The organism is Phyllobacterium sp. (assembly GCF_037994425.1).
Taxonomy (GTDB): domain Bacteria; phylum Pseudomonadota; class Alphaproteobacteria; order Rhizobiales; family Rhizobiaceae; genus Phyllobacterium.
In genome coordinates, this window is the sequence record NZ_JBBNAM010000366.1 from 1 (window position 1) to 22,807 (window position 22,807).

The following is a 22,807-nucleotide window of genomic DNA, read 5'->3' on the forward strand; positions in this document are numbered from 1 at the left end:
GCGCTTGAAGCCGCCACAGATTGCGGTCCTGAATGCCTTTTGCCTCGAGGTGCGTCACAGTGTTGAGTAGATATTCTGCCCCTGAACCCACGTGACCCCATGCTTGAGCCAACACATCCGCAACAACTACGAGAGAGAGATTTCCTGCATAGAGCGGTGAAGCGCGGTTCATCACAAAGCCCAAGGCTGGGGTTGGGCCAGAGGTCGTCTCGACCGTGATCCAGCGCGGCATGCTGTTAGCAGGTTTGTACTTGAACTCGCGCGAAACAGTTTCCCGAATTGCCCTTGCAGGCCATTCTTCGGTAGCTCGTACAGGATACCCCGGCACTGCCCTCCGCGGTCGAGAGCCATCATAAGGCCAGGCTGTTCGGGCGTTCCCCGGAAGCGGGTCATTCGAAAGCAAAAAGAACGATGCCAACCTCGAGCAACGCATATTTGTTCGCCGACATGTTCGATCTCCGGCTTCCATATCAATGAGCCATACGCGAAGAGGAGACTTGGTGAACCCGGAGCGGGATGGGTCTTGATGATCCGCGTCACCCAATCGTCATAGTTCGCATCGTTGTGAAGCTCCACACCTGGTTCCATGCCGCCGTCTTCGATCGCGCGATGGACCCGTGCGACGAGGGCCGGGGTCAAGTTAAGCGATCTTGGTCTGCCCTGCATGGTTGAAGTCTCCGCACGGTACGAAAGAGCGCCGATTGACCACTTGAAAGCAAAGATCGGCGCGCCATCCGAGCCATTCCTGGGGACCCGTATGGGACGACCGTGTATTCCGATGGCCCTACAGGCCATTTCTGCGCGCGGTTCGCCAGAACCTGACCCTCGCTCGGCCCAAAGGGAATTTATTGCGAAGTATTCATGACTTTCGTTGCGGAACAAACTTTTCTTATTTTATTCTGTTCACTAACTTTCGCGGTTCCCAGCGCGTGTTTGCTGCAAAACGGCGGATTGTTCGGAAACCTGAACTCCATTTCCAGCGACGTCCGGATTTCCGGACATTTTGGTCGGTTCGCAAGTCTGAAAGCCTCCTATCAGTCGAACATTTTGCCCAGCTCATGAATTGGCACGGCTCTTGCTCCTGAATCGTAGACACAACGGTACGGGAGGAACAGATGCCTCGTTGCAGCAAACTGGTCGACATAGGGCGACGTCAATTTCTTAGGGGCAGCACATACGCTGTGGCGGGAGCAGCTGTGGCTGTCTCGATGCCCGGCGAATCCAAAGCGGCAACGGCAACCGGGAGCGGGCCGGCGAGGGTTGAGTACCCGTCAAACAAGCTGGGGAACGTGAAAGAACTCAAGGTCAACGAACCCTTCGACGTGGCCTATCCCGACAATGACGCCCCGGGGGTTCTCTTGAAGCTCGGCAAGAAAGTACCGGGAGGTGCGGGACCCGACGGAGATATCGTCGGCTTTACGGTCACATGCCCCCACAAGGGCTTTCCCCTCAATTATTCTGCCGACAAGCGGACATTCAATTGCCCCGGCCATTATTCCGTTTTCGACCCGGAAGCGGGAGGGGAACAGATATGGGGCCAGGCCACTTCCAATCTGCCCCAGTATTCACTTCGTATCGACGACAAGGGCGATATTTATGCCGAAGGCCTGGACGAGCTGCTTTATGGCCGTCTGAGCAACGTTCTTTAGGGAGAAGATAATCATGGCATACAAGCGCCAAACGGATCGTTTGCCGATTATCCCGGCCGACGCCAAAAAACACAATGTGACGTGTCATTACTGCATCGTGGGGTGCGGATATCACGCATACACATGGCCGATTAACAAGCAGGGCGGAACCGATCCCGCCAAGAACGTGTTCGGCCTCGACCTTGCAAAACAGCAGGCCGCCGAGACCGACGCATGGTACGCGCCGGCAATGTACAACATCGTTCAACAGAACGGCGAGGACGTTCACATCGTCATCAAGCCCGACCATTCGTGCGAAGTGAATTCCGGACTGGGATCGGTGCGCGGCGCGAGGATGGGCGAGACCCGCTTCAGTCGTGCCCGAGGAACCCAGCAGCAGCGGCTGACCACGCCCATGGTATGGCGGTACGGCCAGATGCAGCCGACGACATGGGACGACGCCCTCGATCTAGTCGCACGCGTCACTGCAGCAGTGATCAAGAAACAGGGTGAGGACGGCCTGTTCGTCTCGGTCTTCGATCATGGTGGTTCAGCCGGCGGCTACGAAAACACTTGGGGCACGGGCAAACTCTACTTCGAATCCATGAAGATCAAGAACATCCGTATTCATAACCGGCCGGCCTACAATTCCGAGGTTCACGCGACACGCGACATGGGGGTCGGTGAACTGAACAACTGCTATGAGGACGCCGAACTGGCGGACACCCTCGTCTCGGTCGGCAACAATCCGCTGGAAACGCAGACGAACTACTTCCTCAACCACTGGATCCCCAATCTGCGTGGAACTTCGCTCGACAAGAAAAAGGCCCAGCTGCCCGACGAGCCGCATGAGAGCGCAAGGATCATTTTCGTCGACCCGCGGCGAACGGTCTCCGTAAACGCGGCCGAAGCGGAGGCTGGCTCTGACAAAGTCATGCATCTGGCGATCAATTCCGGAACGGACATGGTGCTGTTCAATGCTTGGCTCACGTATGTTGCCGAACAGGGGTGGACCGACAAGGACTTCATCGCCAAGTCCACGAGTGGCTTCGAAGATGCCGTCACGAAGAACAAGACGACGCTGGAGGAAGCCGCCACGATAACGGGTCTCACTGTCGACCAGATCAAACAGTCCGCGTCCTGGATCGCCGAACCCAAGGAGGGCGGAAAGCGGCGGCGCACGATGTTCGCCTACGAGAAGGGCCTGATCTGGGGCAACGACAACTATCGCACCAACGCCGCTCTCGTGAATGTCGCGCTGGCGACCGGCAATGTCGGCCGCGAAGGCGGCGGATGCGTGCGTATGGGCGGGCACCAGGAAGGGTATGTCCGACCGTCAGATGCCCATGTGGGGAAGCCCGCCGCCTACGTCGACAAGTTGCTGATCGAAGGCAAGGGCGGTGTCCACCACATCTGGGCCTGCGACCACTACAAGACGACGCTCAATGCGCACGAGTTCAACCGCGTCTACAAGAAGCGTACCGACCTTGTGAAAGACGCCATGAACAGTGTCGCTTACGGCGACAAGGAAGCTTTGGTGAACGCGATCGTCGCGGCAATCGATGCAGGCGGTCTGTTCTCGGTCGATGTCGACATTATCCCGACGAAGATCGGTGTCGCGAGCCATGTATGGTTGCCGGCGGCTGAATCGGGCGAAATGAACCTGACGTCGATGAACGGTGAGCGGCGGATGCGACTCGTCGAGCGCTACATGGATCCGCCCGGTGTATCCAAACCTGACTGCATGATCGCGGCCGGCCTGGCACAAAACATGGAGCGGGTCCTTCGTCAGATGGGCGATGCCAAATACGCCGACCAGTTCAAGGGCTATGACTGGAAGTCTGAGGAAGACGCATTCATCGATGGCTATACCAAAAATGCCAAAGGAGGTGAATTCGTCACATATGACCGACTTCGGGCGATGGGCAACAATGGATTCCAGGAACCGGCCACCGCCTTTGAAGGCGGCAAGATCGTAGGAACCAAACGTCTCTATACCGACGGAAAGTTCGGAACGAAGGACGGGAAGGCGACTTTCCTCGAGACCAAGTGGCGAGGTTTGCAGGCACCGGGAAAGGAAGACCAGAAAAAGAACAACAAATTCCTCATCAACAACGGTCGCACAAACCTCATCTGGCAGAGTGCGTTCCTAGACCAGGAAAATGAGTTCGTGATGGATCATTGGCCGTATCCATTCATCGAAATGAGTCCCGATGACATGAAGGAGCTCAGCATCGGTAATGGCGACCTCGTTGAAATCTACAACGAAAGCGGCTCGACGCAGGCCATTGTCTATCCGACGCCGACGGCCCGCAAGGGCGAGACATTCATGTTGTTTGGCTACCCGACAGGCGCAGTCGGCAATGTGATCAACGCTGGGACCAACGAATTGGTGCTTCCCAACTACAAGCAGACCTGGGCCAACATTCGGAAAATTTCGGACGCCCCGGAGAACGTCAAGCATCTGTCGTTCAAGTCGAACCAATATTCGACGGCGTGATGCACCGTGCGTTCGTGCCCGCTCAACGGGCACAAACGCGGGTAGCTCGCCTCGCATATTGACTCTTTCTCGTTGCATCTGTAATTCTCGATATATGGAAAAAGATAAGACGATCGAAGCATTTTCGGCTCTTGCACAGACAACGCGCATGGACGCGTTCAAGCTCATCGTGTTGCATGAGCCGGGCGGCATTGCCGCTGGCGAGGTGTCGCGCGTCCTGGACGTTCCTCAGAACACCATGTCCACCCATCTCGCGATCCTGACGCGGGCGGGGTTGATCTCCTCGGAACGACAGAGCCGCTCGATCATTTACCGAGCCAACTTCGAGAACCTGCGCGAAGCCATCAATTTCCTCTTGAAGGATTGCTGCGCAGGGCATCCAGACATCTGCGCGCCGTTGCTTGCCGACATCGTTCCATGCTGCCCGCCCAAGGAGAACTTCAATGCATGATCGCATCTACAATGTCCTCTTTCTCTGCACCGGAAACTCTGCGCGCTCGATCCTGGCAGAATCGATCTTGAACACGGAGGGCAAAGGGCGGTTTCGCGCGTACTCTGCCGGCAGCCAGCCGAAGGGAGAGGTCAACCCATTTGCGTTGAAGGTTCTCGATGCGCTCGGCTATCCAACGGAAGGTTTCCGTTCGAAAAGCTGGGACGAATTCGCCGAACCGGGTGCGCCGGAGATGGATTTCATCTTCACGGTTTGCGACAGCGCAGCGGGAGAGGCCTGCCCGATTTGGCCCGGTCACCCGTTGACCGCTCACTGGGGTATTGAAGATCCTGCCGCCGTCGAAGGCAAGGACATCGAAAAGGAAAGGGCTTTCTCGCTCGCCGCGCGCTACATGAAAAACAGGATCATGGCGTTCCTCAACCTGCGGCACGACTCCATCGATCGGCTGTGGCTGACTACGAAGCTGCAAGCCATCGGGCGGCGTGAGGGCCTGGAAGCTGAGGAGATAAGTCCGATCGACGATGAATTTGACGCAACTTTGCGTTCGGCATCGCTTCCGACTGAAGATTTGGGCCAATCCAGCGGAAAGTTTTTTCGTTTTTCCGACCGACAAGGCAATCGCGTCGGATATGGCGGTATCGAATTCTATGGCAAGGATGCGCTGCTGCGCTCGATCGCCGTGCCGCCCGAAACGCAAAAGCACGGACACGGCAGCGCGATCACGCGACTGTTGCTCCGCTATGCCGACATTCAGGGTGCGGAAACTGGTTATGTCCTGACGACTGAGGCCGCACCGTTTTTCGGCAAACTCGGCTTCCATCCGATTGAGCGAACCGCTGTGCCCGCCGCGATCATGGCAACGTCACAGGTCACGACCCTATGCCCTGCGACAGCGTCCGTCCTGACGCGGTCCGTTTCTATTTAAGGCAAGCCATGCCCGACCTGTCCCGCCGCCTCGCGGCAGAAGCACTCGGCACGGCGATGCTCGTTGCTACCGTCGTCGGTTCCGGAATCATGGCCGACCGGCTGACCAACGATGTGGCGCTGTCGCTGCTCGGCAACACGATCCCGACTGGCGCGATCCTGGTAGTGCTGATCACCATTTTGGGTCCAATCTCAGGCGCGCATTTCAATCCGGCAGTGACGATGGTCTTCGCACTCCGGCGAAAGATTGAGCCGAAAGCAGCGATCTTCTACATCATTGCGCAGATCGCGGGCGGTATAGCGGGATCATTTCTGGCTCACGCCATGTTCGACCTTCCCATCATCGAAATCTCGGCGACGGTCCGCACCGGGAGCGGGCAGTGGACTGCGGAAGCCGTGGCGGCTTTTGGTCTCGTCTTTACCATTCTTGCCGGTATTCGTTTCCGGCCAGACGCAGTTCCCTGGCTGGTCGGGCTTTACATTACTGCCGCCTACTGGTTCACCGCCTCGACATCGTTTGCCAATCCCGCCGTCGCCATCGCGCGTGCGCTGTCGAACACCTTCGCGGGCATCCGGCCTATCGATTTGCCCGGCTTTATCATTGCAGAACTCCTCGGCGCGCTGATCGCGATGGTGCTGGCCAGATGGATGCTGGCGGAATCGAGCGCCAAGTCCGAAACGCTCATCAAACTGAAAGGTGCTGCATAACCATGAACGTCACCATCTACCACAATCCGCAATGCGGCACGTCGCGAAACGCGCTGGCCATGATCCGCAATGCGGGCATCGAGCCGACGATCATCGAGTATCTGAAGACGCCGCCGAGCCGCCAGGAACTGAAGAACCTGATCCGCAGCGCCGGCCTCACGGTTCGGCAAGCGATCCGCGAAAAAGGCACGCCCTATGCCGAGCTCGGCCTCGACAACCCATCGCTGACGGATGAGCAATTGCTCGATGCAATGGAGGCGCATCCGATTCTGATAAACCGCCCCTTCGTCGTCACTGATAAAGGGGTGCGCCTCAGCCGTCCATCCGAGGTGGTTCTCGAGATACTGCCAGTCCCGCAGAACGCTCCTTTCACCAAGGAAGACGGCGAGGTCGTCATCGACAGCGAAGGAAAGCGTGTTGTCTGATTTGCCCAATGTCTCCGTAGCCGAGCTGCAGGTGCCGGATGCTTCCAAGCTCTCCGCTCCGCGCTCAGTGCACCGTCCACGCATCCTCCTGCTCTACGGTTCCTTGCGCAAAGTGTCCTACAGCCGGCTACTGACGCAGGAGGCGGCACGGCTGCTCGAACACTTCGGTGCCGAGACCCGGATCTATGATCCCGCCGGGCTTCCGCTTCCGGATGGCGCACCAACCGATCATCCGAAGGTTAAGGAGCTGCGGGAATTGTCGCTTTGGTCTGAAGGCCAGGTATGGACCAGCCCCGAGCGGCACGGTGCCATGTCCGGGGTTATGAAGTCGCAGATCGACTGGATACCGCTTGCGATTGGCGCTATTCGGCCGACCCAAGGGCGCACGCTTGCGGTCATGCAGGTCTCGGGTGGTTCACAGTCGTTCAACGCTGTCAACCAGATGCGGGTGCTGGGACGCTGGATGCGCATGATTACAATTCCCAACCAGTCATCCGTTGCCAAAGCCTATCAGGAATTCGACGAGCATGGTCGCATGAAACCGTCTTCTTACTACGACCGGGTCGTGGACGTGATGGAGGAGTTGGTCAAGTTCACGCTGCTGACGCGCGATGTCTCGGGGTATCTCACCGACCGCTACAGCGAGCGCAAGGAGAGCGCAGTCGAGCTGGAAAAGCGGGTGAATCTCAAGAGTGCGGTTTAAGGGTGAGTACATGCCCGAATTGAAATGGGTGTTCGGCTACCCTTGGGCGTTTGTACTGATGATTCTGTCCGCGGTTCTGCCTTATCTCTATTTCAAGCGGCGCGGCTGGCTTTGAGGCGTGGGTATGTGGCGCGCGTGGTGGTCGTCGCCTCGGTCGCAATCAGCATGGATCATTTTCGTCTGATCGCTACTGCATCCCTTGGCGCTTCGCATGCCACATGTCTCCGCCGCTGGCAGATCGCTACGTTCGACACCGGCGATCTTGCCGGCGATGATTGCGAGCGCGCTGGCCGCAAAGGAGAACAGGGGCCCCATCTTTGCAGCGTCCTGTTATTGGACATGCGTTCTATAAACGTTATATTCGGGACATGCCGAATATGTCAAACAAGCGCATGACGACCACCGAGCAACGCTTCATCGAGGATGCGGCACGGTTGCTAATGCCCTGGGGCGTGCCCCAGACAGCAGCGCGGCTTTACGGCTATCTGCTGCTCTGCGCCGAGCCGGTCAGCCTCGATCACATCACAGCCGACCTCGAGATCAGCAAGAGCAGCGCTAGCGTCGCCGCGCGATTGCTGGAGGCATATATGCTCGCCCGGCGCCACGGCGAGCGCGGAAGCAAGCGCGCCTTGTACGCCGTGTCAGACAATTACGAGGGCATGCTGACGGAACAAAACCGCCTGCTCGATGCGCTCGCCAATCTTCTCAAGAACGGCGCGGGCACCGTCGCATCGGGAGCAACACGGCACCGCCTCGACGAAATGGCGGAATTCTACCTGGCGATACGCCAGGCTATGGAGACAGCGCTCGGGCAGTGGCGCGTGAAGAAGCCACGATCCTGATCGACACGATCGATCGGCGTTCCCGCCTGGGCTAAAGCCGGTTTTGGGAAAAATTCGTCGAATGAGTGAGTAACATGGAACAGACCGAAACGCCCCGCGAGCCGAGCCCGATGTCGCGCAGCACAGCGATTGCCTATGCGATCGGTTTGCCGGTTTCGCTGCTTGGATTGATCTTCCTGCCGGCCGGCACGATCGCCTGGCGACCCGGATGGATTTTCCTTACAGTTCTGATTTTGGCTTTTGGCGCTTCGGCCCTCGTGCTCGCGCGGGTCAATTCTGTAATCTACCGCGCGCGTAGCCGGTTTCAGGCCGGCACCAAAAGCTGGGACAAGGCACTGCTTTCGATCATCCTGCCAGCGATGGCGGCGATCCTGCCGGTCGCGGCGTTCGATGCCGGGCGGTTCCACTGGTCGGCTGTTCCGGCCTGGGCGGTGCTATCGGGCTACGTCGGCGTGCTGGCGGGCATCGCGGTGACCGGGTGGGCGCAGGCGGTGAATCCATTCTTCGAGCCGGGCGTCCGGATCCAGTCCGAGCGGCATCAGCGTGTGATCGATATCGGTCCCTACCGTTTCGCACGTCACCCCGGGTATATCGCCGCGTTGTTCCTGTTCTTCGGCATGGCGCTGGCGCTGGGCTCGTTTTGGGCGCTCGTGCCCGCCGCGCTGGCGGCGGTGCTACTCGTCGTGCGCACGTCATGGGAAGACGAGCTGTTGCGGGCTGAGCTTCCTGGATATGACGAATATTCCCGTCGCGTGCGGTGGAGATTGGTCCCGGGCGTCTGGTGACGGCGGGGGCGGCCTTGCGCGGTGTGACACGCTGCCTCGTATTGCTGGCCCCATGAGCTGAGGCAATCCTCGCCGTACGTTATGGGAGTTTCACCGATCCCATGTCGAGCCAGGGATCGCGCGCACGGGGGCGGGGTGGGCGCTCATCCAGTCACCCTCTTGATAAGCTCAACGCACTCAAAATATCCACAAATGCAAAAGCTACCTTGAGACATACAGCCAAGTGCGCAAGCTTTTTCAGTTCGGCTGCGCGGGCGCAGACAATAAACGTCGATGAAAATGCTGACCCGGCTTTTGTTCTATGCGACGATCCTCAGTGTCGGCGCCATCGGGCAAATCTGTTTGAGCAGGTGCCCGAGCCGATAGACCTCACAGTCAAGGTCGGTTTGTTCGGCGAAGAAGGACGTATTCGTCGGCACAAAATGAAAGCCATGCAACGAAACCGGGCGCCGACGTTTCCAGTATTGCAAAGTCACCGCCGATACGATCGCTATTCAGTCGCGGATGCACTTCGCCATGGTTCGGAAGAACCGCAATGTTTGATTGCTAACCTTCCTTCTGCATGGCTGCCTTTCGTTCAGCTTGCCGGCCGGACATTGCGGCTAACCCAGTAATGCTGGCGGTAAAGCGCCAGCGCGAAAACACCACCAACGATGTCGACCCACGTATCGGGCGCTGAAGGACGTTCATCGGGGTCGAATGCAAGGCCAATGACAGCGCGCTCGCCCACCGAAGGTGCCACGGGCCAAAAGTCAAAGCGTGAGGATAAAGTCGGATAGAGCCCAGCGGGCGTGACGGTTCCCGTCCTCAACGACGATCGTGCCGCCTCGAATTCGGCCTCCATCGGCTCTACGCCGCCAAGAATTTTGACGGAAACCACCTCGCTCTCAGTCATCAGCATCACGACGACAGGAACTTGGAAGAGTACTGCCAGAGCTTGTGCCGTTATTGAGACGATCGCCTGCGCATTGTCGGCTACCACGACGTCGCGGCTGTAGCCTTGCAGGATAGATGCCTGCTTTCTCAGGAACGCTGCATCGGCCGCCCTCCGTCTGGCGGTGAAGGCAACGCCACTCACGATCAGTCCGACGAGAAAAAGCAGACCAATCGCCCAGATGTTTGCCGGATCGTTGACAACCAGTGTGTAACGGGGCTCTGTCAAAAAGAAATTGTAGGCGAGAGCACCAAGTACGGCCGAGCCGAGGGAGGGCCCCAGGCCGAAGCCAACGCCCGCGATGATTACCGGCACTACGAATACGAGGGAGAGGTTCGGGATTGTCACTCCCCGGTCGACCCCAATGGCCACGATCGTCGCCACGGCGGTCATGACAAACGAAGCAACATAGCCCACCACACCAGGATCCCCGGATGCTGCAGAGCCCGAAAGCGGATCATTATCCGGCAGCGCTGGAATGTCCGGTTGTCGCTGCGATTTAACACTGGTCATTGGTTAAACTCCTGCCCAATAACGCGCCATGCCAGACCTTTACCATGGGGCCGGGGCCGCGATAAGCTCGTGGAGTATACCACTCCAGTCGCGCGCGGGCCGCAAGAAATGCGAATCCACCGATATCTCCCATCGAGCTTGCATCCGGGAAGGAGCAAGGCGAACACCGGCCGACACCTAATTGTAGCGGCTCGCATTCGAAATGTGGCGTACCGGCAATTCAGACGATTTCCTGCCCAGATTAGTTGCAACCGAAAAATGATGCGTGCCCGGATTAACCGCACCTGTCCCCAGATTGAGTGACACGAGCCTGCATTCCATTTTAGCGCGCTCATTTTGTCTGCAAATGAATCGCGTAAATTGGTAAGCCTGCCGCGAGCTTCTGTCGTGCTGTAATTGCCTCTGAGTGGAATAAATAGTGGTGCCTGACCCCACCGGTAGACAGGATTGCGTTTCACATCCCCTGAAGAGATAGTCGGCGGAGGGGTCGGTCTTCGTCGGCGGTCCCGCTCGAGCCAATTAGATGCGATGCGGCGCACTCCAGAATGGTCAGTTCCTTCTCGACATGTCTACGTCGGTACCAGCAGCTCACAGGACGAAAAACCCTATGGAGGCCAACGCCATGACCAGCGTAGCCAGGCTGCCGCCGAACACCATCCAACGGGGCAAGGTCAGCCGGCCCATGATCCGCGGATTCATGGCGATTGCCATCATGATTGCCATCAGGGGCGCCGCGAGAATCCCGTTGATCACCGCGCTCCAGTAAAGCGCCCGGATCGGGTCCAGGCCAACGAACGTCAAGGTGACGCCGCCGAGCGTCGCGGCCGCGATGGTGGCGTAGAAAGCCTTGGCTTCGCGGGGACGCCGATCCAGTCCTTCGGGCCAGCGAAACATTTCCGCCACGGCATAGGCTGCGGATCCGGCGAGAACAGGCACGGCCAACAGCCCGGTTCCGATAATGCCGATCGCGAAAACGGCGAACGCAAAGTCGCCGGCAATCGGACGAAGGGCCTCGGCCGCCTGAGATGAAGTCTCAATCTGCGTTATCCCGTTGGCATTAAGCGTCGCTGCAGTGGCAATGATGATGAACATGGCCACAAGATGGGAAAAACCCATTCCGAATAGGGTATCGCCGCGAATGCGTGCAAGCTCCGGTCCGGCAGCGTGAGAGTTGGCACTAAGGCGCAGTCGGTGTCGCCGATGCTGCTCCTCGACCTCCTCACCCGCTTGCCAGAAAAAGAGGTAGGGACTGATGGAGGTGCCAAGGATGGCAATCAATGCCATAGCATGGTCGCTGTCAAAGGTGATTTGCGGTACGAGCAAATCATACAGTGCCTTGCTCCACGGCACGTTCACCGACAGCACCACTGCCACATAGGCCAGAAGCGACAAGGTCAGCCATTTAAGCACGTTGACGTAGCGATTGTAGCTGATGAAAATTTCAAGAAAGACGCAGGTGAGCGCGAAGACCACGGCATAAAGATGATGCGAGCCGCCGACGAGCAATTCCAGTGCTGCCCCCATGGCGCTGAGGTCTGCGCCAAGGTTGATAGTGTTGGCGATGAGCAGAAGAAGCACCGCGAAACGCAACACCCAGGGCGAATAGTGTCGTCGAAGGTTCTGAGCGATGCCTTGCCCTGTCACAGCCCCAATGCCGGCACTGATCCCTTGCGTCACCGCCAGGAGAGGAAAGCTGAATGGTATCGTCCAGGCGAGCGAATAGCCAAACTGCGCACCGACCTGGCTGTAGGTGGCGATACCGCTCGGATCGTCATCGGCTGCGCCCGTGATGAGCCCGGGGCCTAGTGTTCGCAAAAAGCTGGTGCGGGTGCGCAGGGGCGGTTCGACAGGCGAGGCCGGGGTCGAGGGCTCCATTGATGCTCACCTCCAAAAACCGCTTGCAAGACGAATGCTTCCACGTTGACAAGCATCACGACCATCCGAATGACAAAGGCTGTCACAAAGCTTGGCCCTTAGACAAGCATGTGTTGAGCGTATCAGGATTTCGGGTCATGGAGTCCAAAACCGCCTGCGCCCCCATATGCATTGACTTGGGCACGCCATCGCCCCATAGCACGATCAGGCAATGGTCTTATGATCCGTCACCGAATTCAAGGATATAGACAATGGACGCCGACTGTCGAAGTCGATTGACACATTCGCTGGCACTGCGGGACGCCTGATCAGCAAGGCTCCTGCTCGCTGGCCGTAAGCGCTGCCGAAAGGGGTTTCGTATGCTGAGCATCTATACGCAAGAGAGCGATCGGATCCTGTCTTCCGCGATCCATACCGAAGGTGAGGTATTACCGGCATGCCAGTTGGGAGCCATCTGGTATGACCTCTACAAACCGACCCGCAAGGAAGACAATTATGTCGAGCAGTGCCTGTCGGTTTCCTTTCCGACACGGGCGGAAATGGACGAAATCGAACCCTCGGCGCGCCTCTACAATGGAAAAGACGCGGAGTTCATGACGGTCACGGCTCTAAGCGAACTTGACTCGGGAGAGCCCGCAAAGACACCCATCACCTTCGTGTTGAAGGGCGGCAGTCTCGTTACCGTCCGCTATTCTGAACCAATGCCCTTTACTTTTTTCGCCCAGAGAATCCAGAAACCGGGCGGCCCGGCCTGTACGTCCGGCGAAATGGCCATGCTCGGCATTCTGGAGGCGATGATCAACAGAATGGCGGACATCCTGGAGCGTGTGGGCGGGGCCCTAGACAGGTTCTCGCACAAGGCGTTCCGCAGCAAAGTTCGCAATGTCACGCAAGGTTGCCCTTCTGTTCATCCAAGCAACAGCCTGCAAGCAAGCAGAAACCGGACGCCGGCACTCATCGCCCGTAGACTGGACCCGTTGACCAGTCTTCAGGTGCGGAGCATTGTCGCGATGATTAAATCCAAACGCTCTTGTGTGGATGTCGCCCAACAGCCCGCGGCCGCGACCAGCGCATTGGCGAGCGCCAAGGATACGTTCATCCGTGATCATATCGACCATTGTCTGGTTGGCGCAGCCGGCTCTGATCAGCGCGATCAACTCTCTGAACTCAAGGCGATCACGAAATTCCTATGAGCAAGTCGGTATCGTTAGCCGCTCTCAACCAAACTCTTCGCGCTTGGTTTTGCTTTGGCGACCAAGATCACGGCCATTCCCATGGCGGACATGGGCACTATCATGGCGCCGGCGGGCACAAATGTCCTGAACATAACAAATAGGTATATATTTATACTATATAGCACAAATCAATATAGCATTCTTATGTCTTCTATATTTCGGTCCAATCGAAAAAAAATCCGTTCTCTTCTATCTTGCGATGGTGCAATTGCCCGTGTTCGGCGTGTTCCTGCCGCACCAATGCACGGTACCGGAACAAGAAGGATGACAAGATGCTTCCGCGCTCGGGAATTTATTATGCAACCCAGCATTTGCAGCATGAAAGGCGCGTTTCATTGCCACCCCGCAACCCAGAGGTCATTCCCGCGGGTTACCGCGAGGAGCTCGGTGTCTTCGTGCGCCTGTGGCTCGTTATCTTGGCTGGAGTGGCGGTTATCTTACTGGGCAGCTGGCTCGCCACAAGCTGATGGCGGCGGCTGAGGTGGTCGCGTAGGAGCTGTTATCCGAACCGGATAGTAGATGGGAGACTATGCGAATGTTCCAACGAGATTAACCGTCAAGAGTTCGGTGACGCATCTGGAGATCGTAGCTGCGAAGCGCGAAGATCAGAACGGTCTCAAGTGGCATCAGGTCAATAAATCCTTATAGTATCTTTATATCAAACCTATTGACGCCATCTCGAATTCAAATCTCATTTTGAGTCATACTCCGCGCGATCACCAAGCTTGGGCAATCATGTCTTGAGCGGGAACTGATTGAGTTATTCACGTCCCTGCGAGCCCGAGTGATCGGGCACGCACGGGACAATCGGCGCGTAATTCAAGATCGATCTGATTTTGGAACCGTGCAGTTTTGCTGCGTGCTTTCACGCCCAATCGGACGTGTAACGCGGTCATGGAAAAAGGAGTTATCGACGATGGACATCGTTGTTCTCGGGATGGGCATTTTGTTCTTAATCCTGTCACTGGCTTACACCAAAGCCTGCGACAATCTTTAACCGGAGGATCGGCAAAATGACTGTCGACTATATCCTCGGCGGGGCTGTGACACTGTTCCTGCTTGTCTACCTAACTTACGCGCTTCTGCGCCCGGAGCGTTTCTGATCGCAAGACGGCGCGTCCGATCGAATGCACAACACTTTGAATTGCGTATAACGCTTTTCCGGAGATCGAGGTCGACTTTCCGGGTTATGCGCTGATGTCAGGCTTGGAAAGCTTTACCCATGACTCTCAACGGTTGGATACAGATCCTCGTTTACTGCGGGATCATCATTTTGCTCGTCAAACCGCTCGGCGGTTACATGACGCGTGTCTTCAACGGCGAGCGGACATTGCTCTCGCCCGTTTTCGTCCCACTTGAGCGGGGCCTTTACCGTCTCGCCGGCACAAGCGAACGCGAGGAACAGCATTGGACGACATACACGGCCGCGCTGCTGTTTTTCAGCCTGGCGGGGTTTATCGTTCTTTATCTTCTGCAACGGCTCCAGGGCGGCTTGCCCTACAATCCCGCGGGAATGGGCGCGACTGAACCCAATCTTGCGTTCAATACGGCCGTAAGCTTCGTCACAAACACCAACTGGCAGAATTATGGCGGCGAAAGCACGATGTCCTATCTCGTGCAAATGGCCGGGCTCACCGTGCAGAACTTCGTTTCGGCGGCAAGCGGCATTGCCATCGCCATAGCACTGATCCGCGGTTTTACGCGTGCGTCAGGCAAGTCGATCGGCAACTTCTGGGTCGATCTGACCCGTTGCACGCTCTATATCCTGCTGCCACTTTGTATCGTCCTGACGCTCGTCTATGTTTACCTCGGCGTTCCGCAAACACTGGGAACCTATATCGAGGCGACAACACTGGAAGGCGCCAAGCAGACGATCGCCGTCGGCCCGGTTGCCTCGCAGCTCGCCATCAAGATGCTCGGCACCAATGGCGGCGGCTTCTTTAACGCCAATTCGGCGCATCCCTTCGAAAATCCCGATGCCATCTCCAACCTGATTCAGATGGTGACGATCTTCGCGATCGGTGCAGCCTTGACCAATGTGTTCGGCCGCATGGCCGGCAACCAGCGCCAGGGCTGGGCGATCTTCGCTGCCATGGGCGCGCTGTTCGTCGCCGGCGTAGCCGTCTGTTATTGGGGTGAGGCCGCCGGTAATCCACTGGTACATGCACTCGGCATTGATGGCGGCAACATGGAGGGCAAGGAAGCACGCTTCGGCATCCCCCTTTCTGCGCTGTTTGCCGTAATTACGACTGCTGCGTCGTGCGGTGCCGTCAATGCCATGCATGACAGCTTCATGGCGATCAGCGGCATGATCCCGCTCATTAATATGATGCTCGGCGAAGTGATCTTTGGTGGTGTCGGTGCCGGCTTTTATGGCATCCTGCTCTATGTGATCATTGCCGTCTTCGTGGCCGGTCTGATGGTCGGGCGCACGCCTGAGTATCTCGGAAAAAAAATCGAGGCCAAGGAAGTCAAGATGGCCATGCTGGCTGTCCTGTGTCTGCCTTTGGCGATGCTGGGCTTCACGGCGATTGCCAGTATTCTGCCATCCGCGGTCGCGTCTATCGCCAATGCCGGCCCGCACGGCTTCTCCGAAATCCTCTACGCCTACACCTCGGCAGCCGCAAACAATGGTTCGGCTTTCGGTGGGCTGACCGGCAATACGCCCTGGTACAACCTCACACTCGGCACCGGAATGTGGATGGGCCGGTTCTTTGTCATCATCCCGGCTTTGGCGATCGCAGGTTCGCTGGTTGTGAAGAAGACGGTTCCGGAATCCGCCGGCACGTTCCCGACACATGGCTCACTGTTCGTTGGCCTGCTTGTCGGTGTCATCCTGATCGTTGGCGGTCTTACCTTCTTTCCGGCGCTCGCCGTCGGACCGATTGTCGAACACCTCGCCATCGGTCTCGGTCAGACGTTCTGATGGAGCCCGCCATGCGTCACGGTTACCTGCAATTCAACCCGCAAACCCGCGCCAGAAAATTGGCGCGGGGCGCTGCCAAGCGCGTGCGCGCCTCGGACATCATCGTCGGCATGACGCTGATGACGCTGTTGATCTGGCTCGCCGCATATGCCCTCATTCATCTTTATAGCTGGAGTCTCTCATGAGCCAGTCCAAATCCGCGAGCCTTATGGATTCTCGCATATTGTTACCCGCCATCGGTGGCGCTTTCAGAAAGCTGAACCCGCGCAGTCTCGCCAGAAATCCGGTGATGTTTGTTGTCGCCGTGGTTTCATTCTTGACCACGGTACTTTTCCTCAAAGACGTGGCGACTGGGGGACAAAGCCTCGGATTCACCTTCCAGATCATCCTCTGGCTCTGGTTTACCGTGCTCTTTGCCAATTTCGCAGAAGCGGTCGCAGAAGGCCGTGGCAAGGCGCAGGCGGATTCGCTGCGCAAGACCCGGACCGAGACCCAGGCAAAGCTGCTCTCCGATGAGAACAGTACCAGCTTCAAACTGGTGCCCGGCACCAGCCTGAAGGTCGGCGACCTTGTCTTCGTTGAAGCCGGCGACATTGTTCCCTCCGATGGTGAAGTCATCGAAGGTGTCGCCTCGGTCAACGAGTCGGCGATCACCGGCGAATCCGCTCCCGTCATCCGCGAGTCGGGTGGCGATCGCTCGGCTGTCACGGGGGGCACGCAAGTGCTCTCGGACTGGCTGCGTGTGCGCATTACGGCGGCAGCGGGCTCGACCTTCATCGACCGGATGATTGCGCTCGTTGAAGGTGCGGAACGGCAAAAGACACCCAACGAGATTGCCCTGAACATTCTGCTCGCCGGCATGACGCTGATCTTCGTCCTTGCTACGGCGACCATCCCTAGCTTTGCCAGCTATGCAGGCGGTGCCATTCCGATCGTGGTACTGGTCGCCCTGTTCGTGACATTGATCCCGACGACGATCGGCGCACTGCTGTCGGCGATCGGTATCGCCGGCATGGACCGGCTGATCCAATTCAATGTGCTTGCCATGTCCGGACGCGCCGTCGAAGCCGCCGGCGACGTCGATACCCTGCTGCTCGACAAGACCGGCACGATCACCTTTGGCAACCGTCAGGCCACCGAGTTTCTCCCGGTCAAGGGTGTAACGGACTGGGACCTCGCCGAGGCCGCCCAGCTCGCCTCACTCGCTGACGAAACGCCTGAAGGCCGTTCGATCGTGGTGCTTGCGAAAGAGAAATACGACATACGCGGCCACGACATGCAAACCCTGCATGCCCACTTCGTGCCGTTCACCGCGCAAAGCCGCATGAGCGGTGTCGACATTGAAGGATCCTCGATCCGCAAGGGTGCCGTCGAAGCCATCCTCGCTTATGTCGATCAGTCGCCCGCTGCGGTTGTGGCAACGGCCGGAGCAGTCGCGAGCATTGCTCCACGCCCGAGTGGTGCAACCGTTCGCGATCTGCAGGCCATTGCCGACCAGATCGCCAAGGCCGGCGGCACGCCGCTCGCCGTGGCGCGCGATGGCAAACTTCTCGGCATCGTTCACCTCAAGGATATCGTCAAGGGCGGCATTCGCGAGCGCTTTGCTGAACTGCGGCAGATGGGCATCAGAACGGTCATGATCACCGGCGACAACCCGTTGACGGCAGCAGCCATTGCGGCGGAAGCCGGCGTCGACGATTTCCTCGCTCAGGCGACACCGGAAAACAAGTTGACGCTCATCCGCGACGAACAGGCGAAAGGCAAGCTCGTCGCCATGTGCGGCGACGGCACCAACGATGCTCCCGCGCTGGCGCAGGCGGATGTTGGCGTGGCCATGAACACTGGTACCATGGCGGCGCGCGAAGCCGGCAACATGGTGGATCTTGACAGCGATCCGACCAAGCTCATCGAGATCGTCGGTATCGGCAAGCAGTTGCTGATGACCCGCGGTGCGCTGACGACATTCTCCATCGCCAATGATATCGCGAAATACTTTGCCATTATACCGGCAATGTTCCTGGCGTTCTATCCGCAGCTCGGCGCGCTCAATATCATGGGCCTACAGAGCCCGCAGAGCGCCATCCTCTCGGCAATCATCTTCAATGCGCTAATCATTGTCGCGCTCATCCCACTATCGCTGAAGGGGGTGAAGTATCGCCCGATCGGTGCGGGCGCGCTGCTGAGCCGCAACCTTCTCATCTATGGCCTCGGCGGCATCATTGTACCCTTCATCGGCATCAAGGCCATCGACGTGGTCATCACCAGTCTCGGGCTCGCGTAAAGGATCATTTCCATGTTGAAACAACTCAAACCTGCGATCATCATGATAATCGCCCTCACGGTGATTACCGGCCTGATCTATCCTTTAGGAATGACTGGCATCGCGCAAATTCTGTTCCCGCGGCAGGCCAATGGCAGTCTGATCGAGAAAGATGGCACTGTCATTGGCTCCGAATTGATCGGGCAAGCCTTTACCAGTGACAAGTACTTCCACGCAAGACCATCTGCTGCCGGCGATGGTTATAACGCCGCCGCTTCCAGTGGCTCCAATCTCGGCCCCAGCAGTTCCAAGCTGATCGAGCGGATCAAGGCCGACGCAGCGGCGCTGAAGGAAACCAACCCCAATGCGCCCGTGCCGATGGATTTGGTCACGACTTCCGGAAGCGGTCTTGATCCGCACATCTCACCGGAAGCTGCCTATTTCCAGGTGCCGCGCGTGGCAAAGGCACGCGGTAGCGACGAGGCCAGCATCCGTCAAATCGTAGACCAGCATGTTGAGGGCCGCGAACTCGCCTTCATGGGCGAGCCGGTTGTCAACGTGCTCGCATTGAACCTGGCGCTTGATGGCGTCAAGGCACAGTAGTTGAATAGGAGTCGGGGAATGCCATCACGTTCCCCGTCTCTTGCAGAAAGAACCAGACATGCCCGATGACCGCCGCGATAGGGAAAGAAGACCATCGCCCGATGCTCTTCTTGAGAACGCGGAACGTGAGACGCGCGGACGGTTGAAGATTTTTCTCGGGGCCGCCCCCGGTGTTGGCAAGACCTACGAAATGCTGATGGCCGGCCGGGCGGCAATTGCCGACAGAAGAGATGTGGTGATCGGCGTCGTGGAGACCCACGGCCGCAAGGAAACGCAGGCCCTGGTCGACGGATTTGAAGTCATCGCCCGCAGAAAGGTCAACTACAAGGACCATCACCTCGAAGAAATGGACCTCGACGCGATCCTTGCGCGCCGGCCAGATCTTGTCCTGGTCGACGAACTTGCCCACACTAATGCGCCCGGCAGCCGGCACCCGAAACGATATATCGACGTTCAGGAGCTCCTGACCCACGATATCGACGTCTATTCGACGATGAACATTCAGCATGTCGAAAGTCTCAATGACGTTGTTGCGCAGATCACCAAGGTGCGCGTCCGCGAAACAGTGCCGGATTCCGTCATCGACGAAGCAGACGAGGTCGAAGTTATCGACCTGACGCCGGCTGATCTGATAAAGCGCCTGCATGAGGGCAAGGTCTATGTTCCCGTCACCGCCAAACGCGCGATCGAAAATTACTTCTCGCCCGGCAACTTGACGGCGCTTCGGGAGCTTGCGCTGAGACGAACGGCCCAGCGTGTCGATGACCAACTCCTCACCCACATGCAGGCAAATGCGATACCAGGTCCGTGGGCTGCCGGCGACCGGGTTCTTGTTTGCATCGATGAGCAGCCGCGCGGACCCTCGCTCGTGCGCTATGCCCGCCGCCTTGCAGACCGGCTTCGTGCGCCCTGGATGGCGGTGCATGTTGAAACCCAGAGCTCCAGCCGCCTTTCTGAGGCGGGCAGGGACCGGATCGCGTCGACGCTGCGGCTGGCGACCCAGCTGGGCGGCGATGCCATTACGCTGCCAGGCCGGGATGCAGCCGAGGATATTGCCCGCTATGCCAGGGAGAACAATGTCACCCACATTGTCACCGGAAAGCCGGACAAGTCCCGTTGGCGCGAGTTGTTCGAAGGGTCCGTATCGCATGATCTGATCCGCCGTGCCGGTAATATCAGCGTCCACGTCATCTCCGGAAGTGGCGAAGAAAACCCCGCCGTGCGGCGTGCCGCGGAGCAGGCGCAAAGCCGAGGCTTCGAACTCAAACCCTATCTCATGAGCACCGGTTATGTTATCGGCGCATTGGCTGTCGGTTTGCTGTTGTCGCGCGTGCTCGATGTGCGCAACATCGCCCTTGTCTTTCTCATGGCAGTTCTGGCCTCGGCCGTGACCGTCGGTCTCTGGCCAGCGCTCTTTGCTTCCGTCTTAAGTGCGGCAGTGCTCAATTTCTTCTTTCTCGAGCCGCTTTACACGCTCGTCATCAGCGATCCAGAAAGCGTCATCGCGCTCGGGTTCTTCTTCTGTGTTGCAGTGATTGCCAGCAACCTGACCGCCCGGGTTCAGCGCCAGGCAGCAGCAGCGCGGCAGCGCGCGCGTACAACAGAAGACCTCTATCTCTTCAGCAGGAAGCTCGCAGGAACCGGTACGCTCGACGATGTCCTTTGGGCCACGGCGTTCCAGATTGCGTCGATGCTGAAACTGCGCGTTGTCCTGCTTCTACCGGAGGATGGCAGGATCGAAGTGAAGGCCGGCTATCCGCCGGATGACACCCTCGATGATGCCGATATTGCGGCCGCGCGCTGGGCCTTTGAGAACAATCGCGCCGCGGGTCGGGGAGCCGATACGCTTCCCGGAGCAAAGCGCCTGTATCTTCCCTTGCGAACAGGCCGGATGGCCGTTGGCGTCATCGGCCTCGACAGCGACAAGCAGGGTCCGCTCCTGTCGCCTGAACAACAGCGCCTGCTCGACGCCCTGGCCGACCAGGCGGCAGTTGCCATCGAACGGACACAGCTTGCCGCAGATGTCGACCGCGCCAAGCTTGCGGCGGAAGCCGACCGCCTTCGCTCTGCGCTTTTGACGTCGATCTCCCACGATTTGAAGACGCCGCTTGCCTCGATCATGGGGGCAGCCGGCGCGCTAAAGGAATTTGCGCCCGCCCTTCCAGACGAGGCGCGTGCGGAGTTGCTCTCGACTGTTATCGACGAGTCTGAGCGCCTCAATCGCTTTATCGCAAACCTCCTCGACATGACGAGAATCGAATCCGGCGCAATGGAACCAAATTTCGCATTTCACGATGCCGGCGACATCGTCGGGACTGCGCTAAGCCGGGCAAAGAAGATCACCGGCAAGCATCGGACTGAGGTTGTGATCCCGGCGAATCTCCCGATGTTGAGGGTCGATCCCGTGCTGTTCGAACAAGTACTCTTCAACCTATTGGACAATGCCTCGAAATATGCACCGGAAGGGTCATTGATACGAATTCAGGCGTGGGCGGATGATGGCTCGGTCATCCTCCAGGTCATGGACGAGGGACCGGGCATACCAGAGGCGGATCTGGAGCGGGTTTTCGATACTTTTTATCGCGTGAGGAAGAGCGATCACGTCTCTGCCGGAACCGGGCTTGGCCTATCGATTTCTCGCGGCTTTATCGAAGCCATGGGGGGGACCATTGGGGCGACAAGGCGAACCGACCGCTCCGGCGCAATCTTCACGATCAAAATGCCAATACCCAAGGAAACGCCAAAACTGGAAGACCACCCATGACAAATGCGAGCGTCAAAATCCTGGTCGTCGATGACGAGGCTCCGATCCGCAAATTGCTGCGCGTTGGCCTCAGCACGCAGGGCTACAACCTCCTCGAGGCTGAAAATGGCCGGGCCGCGATCGAACAGGTGCGGGTGATGCAACCCGACCTCATTCTTCTTGATCTTGGACTTCCCGACATTTCCGGCCACGAGTTGCTTCGCAGGTGGCGCGATGAAGGCTCCGAACTTCCGGTTGTCATTCTTTCGAGCCGGACCGACGAGAGAGGAATCGTCGAAGCGCTCGAACTTGGGGCCGACGACTATGTGACAAAGCCTTTCGGGATGAATGAACTGGTCGCGCGTATCCGCGTCGCCTTGCGTCACCGGCTGCAACAGCACGGCGAGAGACCGGTCTTCGAGACCGGCGGGCTTTCCGTTGATCTGGTCAAGCGTATTGTCAAGGTCGATGGTAACGAGATCAAGCTATCGCCAAAGGAATATGAAATCCTGCGCGTCCTCGTCCAGCATGCAGGCAAGGCCCTGACCCACCGCTTTTTGTTGGAGCGGGTCTGGGGAGACACAACGGATGTACAGTATCTGCGCGTTTACGTGCGCCAGCTTCGACAGAAAATCGAACGATTGCCCGATCAGCCGCAATATATCATAACCGAAACCGGGGTCGGTTATCGCCTCAAGGAAATGGAATAAAAATCGCGCGGGCTCCTCGCACCCGCGCGGCTGAACACTGAA

At 58.2% G+C, this 22,807-nt stretch carries 21 protein-coding genes and 3 pseudogenes; 19 read left to right on the forward strand and 5 right to left on the reverse strand.

Annotated features, from left to right (window positions below; genetic code table 11):
* Positions 1–232: gamma-glutamylcyclotransferase (locus AAAB35_RS24405; RefSeq protein ID WP_340670887.1), on the reverse strand; the 232-nt coding region annotated here is incomplete at its 3' end.
* The gene (locus tag AAAB35_RS24410) at positions 172–795 is read right to left on the reverse strand and encodes a gamma-glutamylcyclotransferase (protein ID WP_340670920.1); all 624 of its coding nucleotides are present in this window, start codon (positions 793–795) and stop codon (positions 172–174) included. The genes AAAB35_RS24405 and AAAB35_RS24410, both read right to left, overlap by 61 nt.
* A gap of 320 nt (positions 796–1,115) precedes the next feature.
* Here AAAB35_RS24410 and AAAB35_RS24415 point away from each other — a divergent pair, with 320 nt between their 5' ends.
* From AAAB35_RS24415 to AAAB35_RS24455, 9 genes and pseudogenes are all read left to right on the forward strand, one after another.
* The gene (locus tag AAAB35_RS24415) at positions 1,116–1,649 is read left to right on the forward strand and encodes an arsenate reductase (azurin) small subunit (protein WP_340670888.1); all 534 of its coding nucleotides are present in this window, start codon (positions 1,116–1,118) and stop codon (positions 1,647–1,649) included.
* A gap of 13 nt (positions 1,650–1,662) precedes the next feature.
* Complete coding sequence (locus AAAB35_RS24420) at positions 1,663–4,128, forward strand: arsenate reductase (azurin) large subunit (RefSeq protein ID WP_340670889.1); 2,466 nt, start codon at positions 1,663–1,665, stop codon at positions 4,126–4,128.
* A gap of 94 nt (positions 4,129–4,222) precedes the next feature.
* On the forward strand, positions 4,223–4,579 hold the full coding sequence (locus tag AAAB35_RS24425; RefSeq protein WP_340670890.1) for a helix-turn-helix transcriptional regulator: 357 nt from the start codon (positions 4,223–4,225) through the stop codon (positions 4,577–4,579).
* Positions 4,572–5,069 (forward strand): annotated as a pseudogene (locus AAAB35_RS24430) (arsenate reductase ArsC); the annotation flags it as partial. The gene AAAB35_RS24425 and the pseudogene AAAB35_RS24430, both read left to right, overlap by 8 nt.
* Before the next feature lie 45 nt (positions 5,070–5,114).
* Positions 5,115–5,504: pseudogene (gene arsN2, locus AAAB35_RS24435) on the forward strand (arsenic resistance N-acetyltransferase ArsN2); the annotation flags it as partial.
* A gap of 8 nt (positions 5,505–5,512) precedes the next feature.
* Positions 5,513–6,211: an MIP/aquaporin family protein gene (locus AAAB35_RS24440; protein WP_340670891.1), complete on the forward strand. Its 699-nt coding sequence runs from the start codon at positions 5,513–5,515 to the stop codon at positions 6,209–6,211.
* Positions 6,208–6,636 carry an arsenate reductase (glutaredoxin) gene (gene arsC / locus AAAB35_RS24445; RefSeq protein WP_340670921.1) on the forward strand — a complete coding sequence of 143 codons (429 nt, stop codon included), beginning with the start codon at positions 6,208–6,210 and terminating at the stop codon, positions 6,634–6,636. The genes AAAB35_RS24440 and arsC overlap by 4 nt, the downstream gene beginning before the upstream one ends.
* Complete coding sequence (arsH, locus tag AAAB35_RS24450) at positions 6,626–7,339, forward strand: arsenical resistance protein ArsH (RefSeq protein WP_340670892.1); 714 nt, start codon at positions 6,626–6,628, stop codon at positions 7,337–7,339. The genes arsC and arsH overlap by 11 nt, the downstream gene beginning before the upstream one ends.
* Positions 7,340–7,343: 4 nt before the next feature.
* Positions 7,344–7,454, forward strand: a pseudogene (locus AAAB35_RS24455) (CorA family divalent cation transporter); the annotation flags it as partial.
* On the opposite strand, the gene AAAB35_RS24460 reads toward AAAB35_RS24455, so the two are convergent.
* A complete protein-coding gene (locus AAAB35_RS24460; protein ID WP_340670922.1) occupies positions 7,427–7,654 on the reverse strand; it encodes a hypothetical protein in 228 nt (75 codons plus the stop codon). The pseudogene AAAB35_RS24455 and the gene AAAB35_RS24460 sit on opposite strands and share 28 nt — an antisense overlap.
* Before the next feature lie 62 nt (positions 7,655–7,716).
* Between AAAB35_RS24460 and AAAB35_RS24465 the strand changes: the two genes are divergently transcribed.
* Both AAAB35_RS24465 and AAAB35_RS24470 read left to right on the forward strand, forming a co-directional pair.
* Complete coding sequence (locus AAAB35_RS24465; RefSeq protein ID WP_340670893.1) at positions 7,717–8,181, forward strand: hypothetical protein; 465 nt, start codon at positions 7,717–7,719, stop codon at positions 8,179–8,181.
* Positions 8,182–8,255: 74 nt separating this feature from the next.
* Positions 8,256–8,966 carry an isoprenylcysteine carboxylmethyltransferase family protein gene (locus AAAB35_RS24470; RefSeq protein ID WP_340670894.1) on the forward strand — a complete coding sequence of 237 codons (711 nt, stop codon included), beginning with the start codon at positions 8,256–8,258 and terminating at the stop codon, positions 8,964–8,966.
* A 577-nt stretch (positions 8,967–9,543) separates the two neighbouring features.
* On the opposite strand, the gene AAAB35_RS24475 is transcribed toward AAAB35_RS24470, so the two are convergent.
* Both AAAB35_RS24475 and AAAB35_RS24480 read right to left on the reverse strand, forming a co-directional pair.
* Positions 9,544–10,413, reverse strand: a complete 870-nt coding sequence (locus AAAB35_RS24475) for a DUF4118 domain-containing protein (RefSeq protein WP_340670895.1) — start codon at positions 10,411–10,413, stop codon at positions 9,544–9,546.
* 588 nt (positions 10,414–11,001) lie between these two features.
* Complete coding sequence (locus AAAB35_RS24480) at positions 11,002–12,288, reverse strand: divalent metal cation transporter (RefSeq protein ID WP_340670896.1); 1,287 nt, start codon at positions 12,286–12,288, stop codon at positions 11,002–11,004.
* 359 nt (positions 12,289–12,647) lie between these two features.
* Between AAAB35_RS24480 and AAAB35_RS24485 the strand changes: the two genes are divergently transcribed.
* The 8 genes from AAAB35_RS24485 to AAAB35_RS24520 all read left to right on the forward strand — a co-directional run bounded on the left by AAAB35_RS24485 (position 12,648) and on the right by AAAB35_RS24520 (position 22,765).
* The gene (locus AAAB35_RS24485) at positions 12,648–13,481 is read left to right on the forward strand and encodes a metal-sensing transcriptional repressor (RefSeq protein WP_340670897.1); all 834 of its coding nucleotides are present in this window, start codon (positions 12,648–12,650) and stop codon (positions 13,479–13,481) included.
* Positions 13,482–14,536: 1,055 nt separating this feature from the next.
* Positions 14,537–14,626: a K(+)-transporting ATPase subunit F gene (locus AAAB35_RS24490; protein WP_340670898.1), complete on the forward strand. Its 90-nt coding sequence runs from the start codon at positions 14,537–14,539 to the stop codon at positions 14,624–14,626.
* 119 nt (positions 14,627–14,745) lie between these two features.
* On the forward strand, positions 14,746–16,449 hold the full coding sequence (gene kdpA, locus AAAB35_RS24495) for a potassium-transporting ATPase subunit KdpA (RefSeq protein WP_340670899.1): 1,704 nt from the start codon (positions 14,746–14,748) through the stop codon (positions 16,447–16,449).
* 11 nt (positions 16,450–16,460) lie between these two features.
* Positions 16,461–16,634, forward strand: coding sequence for a hypothetical protein (locus tag AAAB35_RS24500; RefSeq protein ID WP_340670900.1), 174 nt, complete (start codon positions 16,461–16,463; stop codon positions 16,632–16,634).
* The gene (gene kdpB, locus AAAB35_RS24505; RefSeq protein WP_340670901.1) at positions 16,631–18,730 is read left to right on the forward strand and encodes a potassium-transporting ATPase subunit KdpB; all 2,100 of its coding nucleotides are present in this window, start codon (positions 16,631–16,633) and stop codon (positions 18,728–18,730) included. Before AAAB35_RS24500 ends, kdpB begins: the two co-directional genes overlap by 4 nt.
* 12 nt (positions 18,731–18,742) lie before the next feature.
* Complete coding sequence (gene kdpC, locus AAAB35_RS24510; RefSeq protein ID WP_340670902.1) at positions 18,743–19,312, forward strand: potassium-transporting ATPase subunit KdpC; 570 nt, start codon at positions 18,743–18,745, stop codon at positions 19,310–19,312.
* A gap of 58 nt (positions 19,313–19,370) precedes the next feature.
* Positions 19,371–22,076, forward strand: a complete 2,706-nt coding sequence (locus AAAB35_RS24515) for a sensor histidine kinase KdpD (protein WP_340670903.1) — start codon at positions 19,371–19,373, stop codon at positions 22,074–22,076.
* Positions 22,073–22,765: a response regulator transcription factor gene (locus AAAB35_RS24520; protein WP_340670904.1), complete on the forward strand. Its 693-nt coding sequence runs from the start codon at positions 22,073–22,075 to the stop codon at positions 22,763–22,765. The genes AAAB35_RS24515 and AAAB35_RS24520 overlap by 4 nt, the downstream gene beginning before the upstream one ends.
* The last annotated feature ends 42 nt before the right edge of the window (positions 22,766–22,807 follow it).

Excerpts from the sequence above, each read along its gene's own strand:
- AAAB35_RS24480 (WP_340670896.1), bottom strand. The coding sequence starts at position 12,288 with ATGGAGCCCTCGACCCCGGCCTCGCCTGTCGAACCGCCCCTGCGCACC.
- AAAB35_RS24475 (WP_340670895.1), bottom strand. The coding sequence starts at position 10,413 with ATGACCAGTGTTAAATCGCAGCGACAACCGGACATTCCAGCGCTGCCG.
- kdpC (WP_340670902.1), top strand. The coding sequence starts at position 18,743 with ATGTTGAAACAACTCAAACCTGCGATCATCATGATAATCGCCCTCACG.
- AAAB35_RS24410 (WP_340670920.1), bottom strand. The coding sequence starts at position 795 with ATGGCCTGTAGGGCCATCGGAATACACGGTCGTCCCATACGGGTCCCC.
- AAAB35_RS24465 (WP_340670893.1), top strand. The coding sequence starts at position 7,717 with ATGTCAAACAAGCGCATGACGACCACCGAGCAACGCTTCATCGAGGAT.
- kdpA (WP_340670899.1), top strand. The coding sequence starts at position 14,746 with ATGACTCTCAACGGTTGGATACAGATCCTCGTTTACTGCGGGATCATC.
- AAAB35_RS24485 (WP_340670897.1), top strand. The coding sequence starts at position 12,648 with ATGCTGAGCATCTATACGCAAGAGAGCGATCGGATCCTGTCTTCCGCG.
- AAAB35_RS24500 (WP_340670900.1), top strand. The coding sequence starts at position 16,461 with ATGCGTCACGGTTACCTGCAATTCAACCCGCAAACCCGCGCCAGAAAA.
- AAAB35_RS24470 (WP_340670894.1), top strand. The coding sequence starts at position 8,256 with ATGGAACAGACCGAAACGCCCCGCGAGCCGAGCCCGATGTCGCGCAGC.
- kdpB (WP_340670901.1), top strand. The coding sequence starts at position 16,631 with ATGAGCCAGTCCAAATCCGCGAGCCTTATGGATTCTCGCATATTGTTA.
- AAAB35_RS24520 (WP_340670904.1), top strand. The coding sequence starts at position 22,073 with ATGACAAATGCGAGCGTCAAAATCCTGGTCGTCGATGACGAGGCTCCG.
- AAAB35_RS24460 (WP_340670922.1), bottom strand. The coding sequence starts at position 7,654 with ATGGGGCCCCTGTTCTCCTTTGCGGCCAGCGCGCTCGCAATCATCGCC.
- AAAB35_RS24440 (WP_340670891.1), top strand. The coding sequence starts at position 5,513 with ATGCCCGACCTGTCCCGCCGCCTCGCGGCAGAAGCACTCGGCACGGCG.
- AAAB35_RS24515 (WP_340670903.1), top strand. The coding sequence starts at position 19,371 with ATGCCCGATGACCGCCGCGATAGGGAAAGAAGACCATCGCCCGATGCT.
- AAAB35_RS24425 (WP_340670890.1), top strand. The coding sequence starts at position 4,223 with ATGGAAAAAGATAAGACGATCGAAGCATTTTCGGCTCTTGCACAGACA.
- AAAB35_RS24490 (WP_340670898.1), top strand. The coding sequence starts at position 14,537 with ATGACTGTCGACTATATCCTCGGCGGGGCTGTGACACTGTTCCTGCTT.
- AAAB35_RS24420 (WP_340670889.1), top strand. The coding sequence starts at position 1,663 with ATGGCATACAAGCGCCAAACGGATCGTTTGCCGATTATCCCGGCCGAC.
- AAAB35_RS24415 (WP_340670888.1), top strand. The coding sequence starts at position 1,116 with ATGCCTCGTTGCAGCAAACTGGTCGACATAGGGCGACGTCAATTTCTT.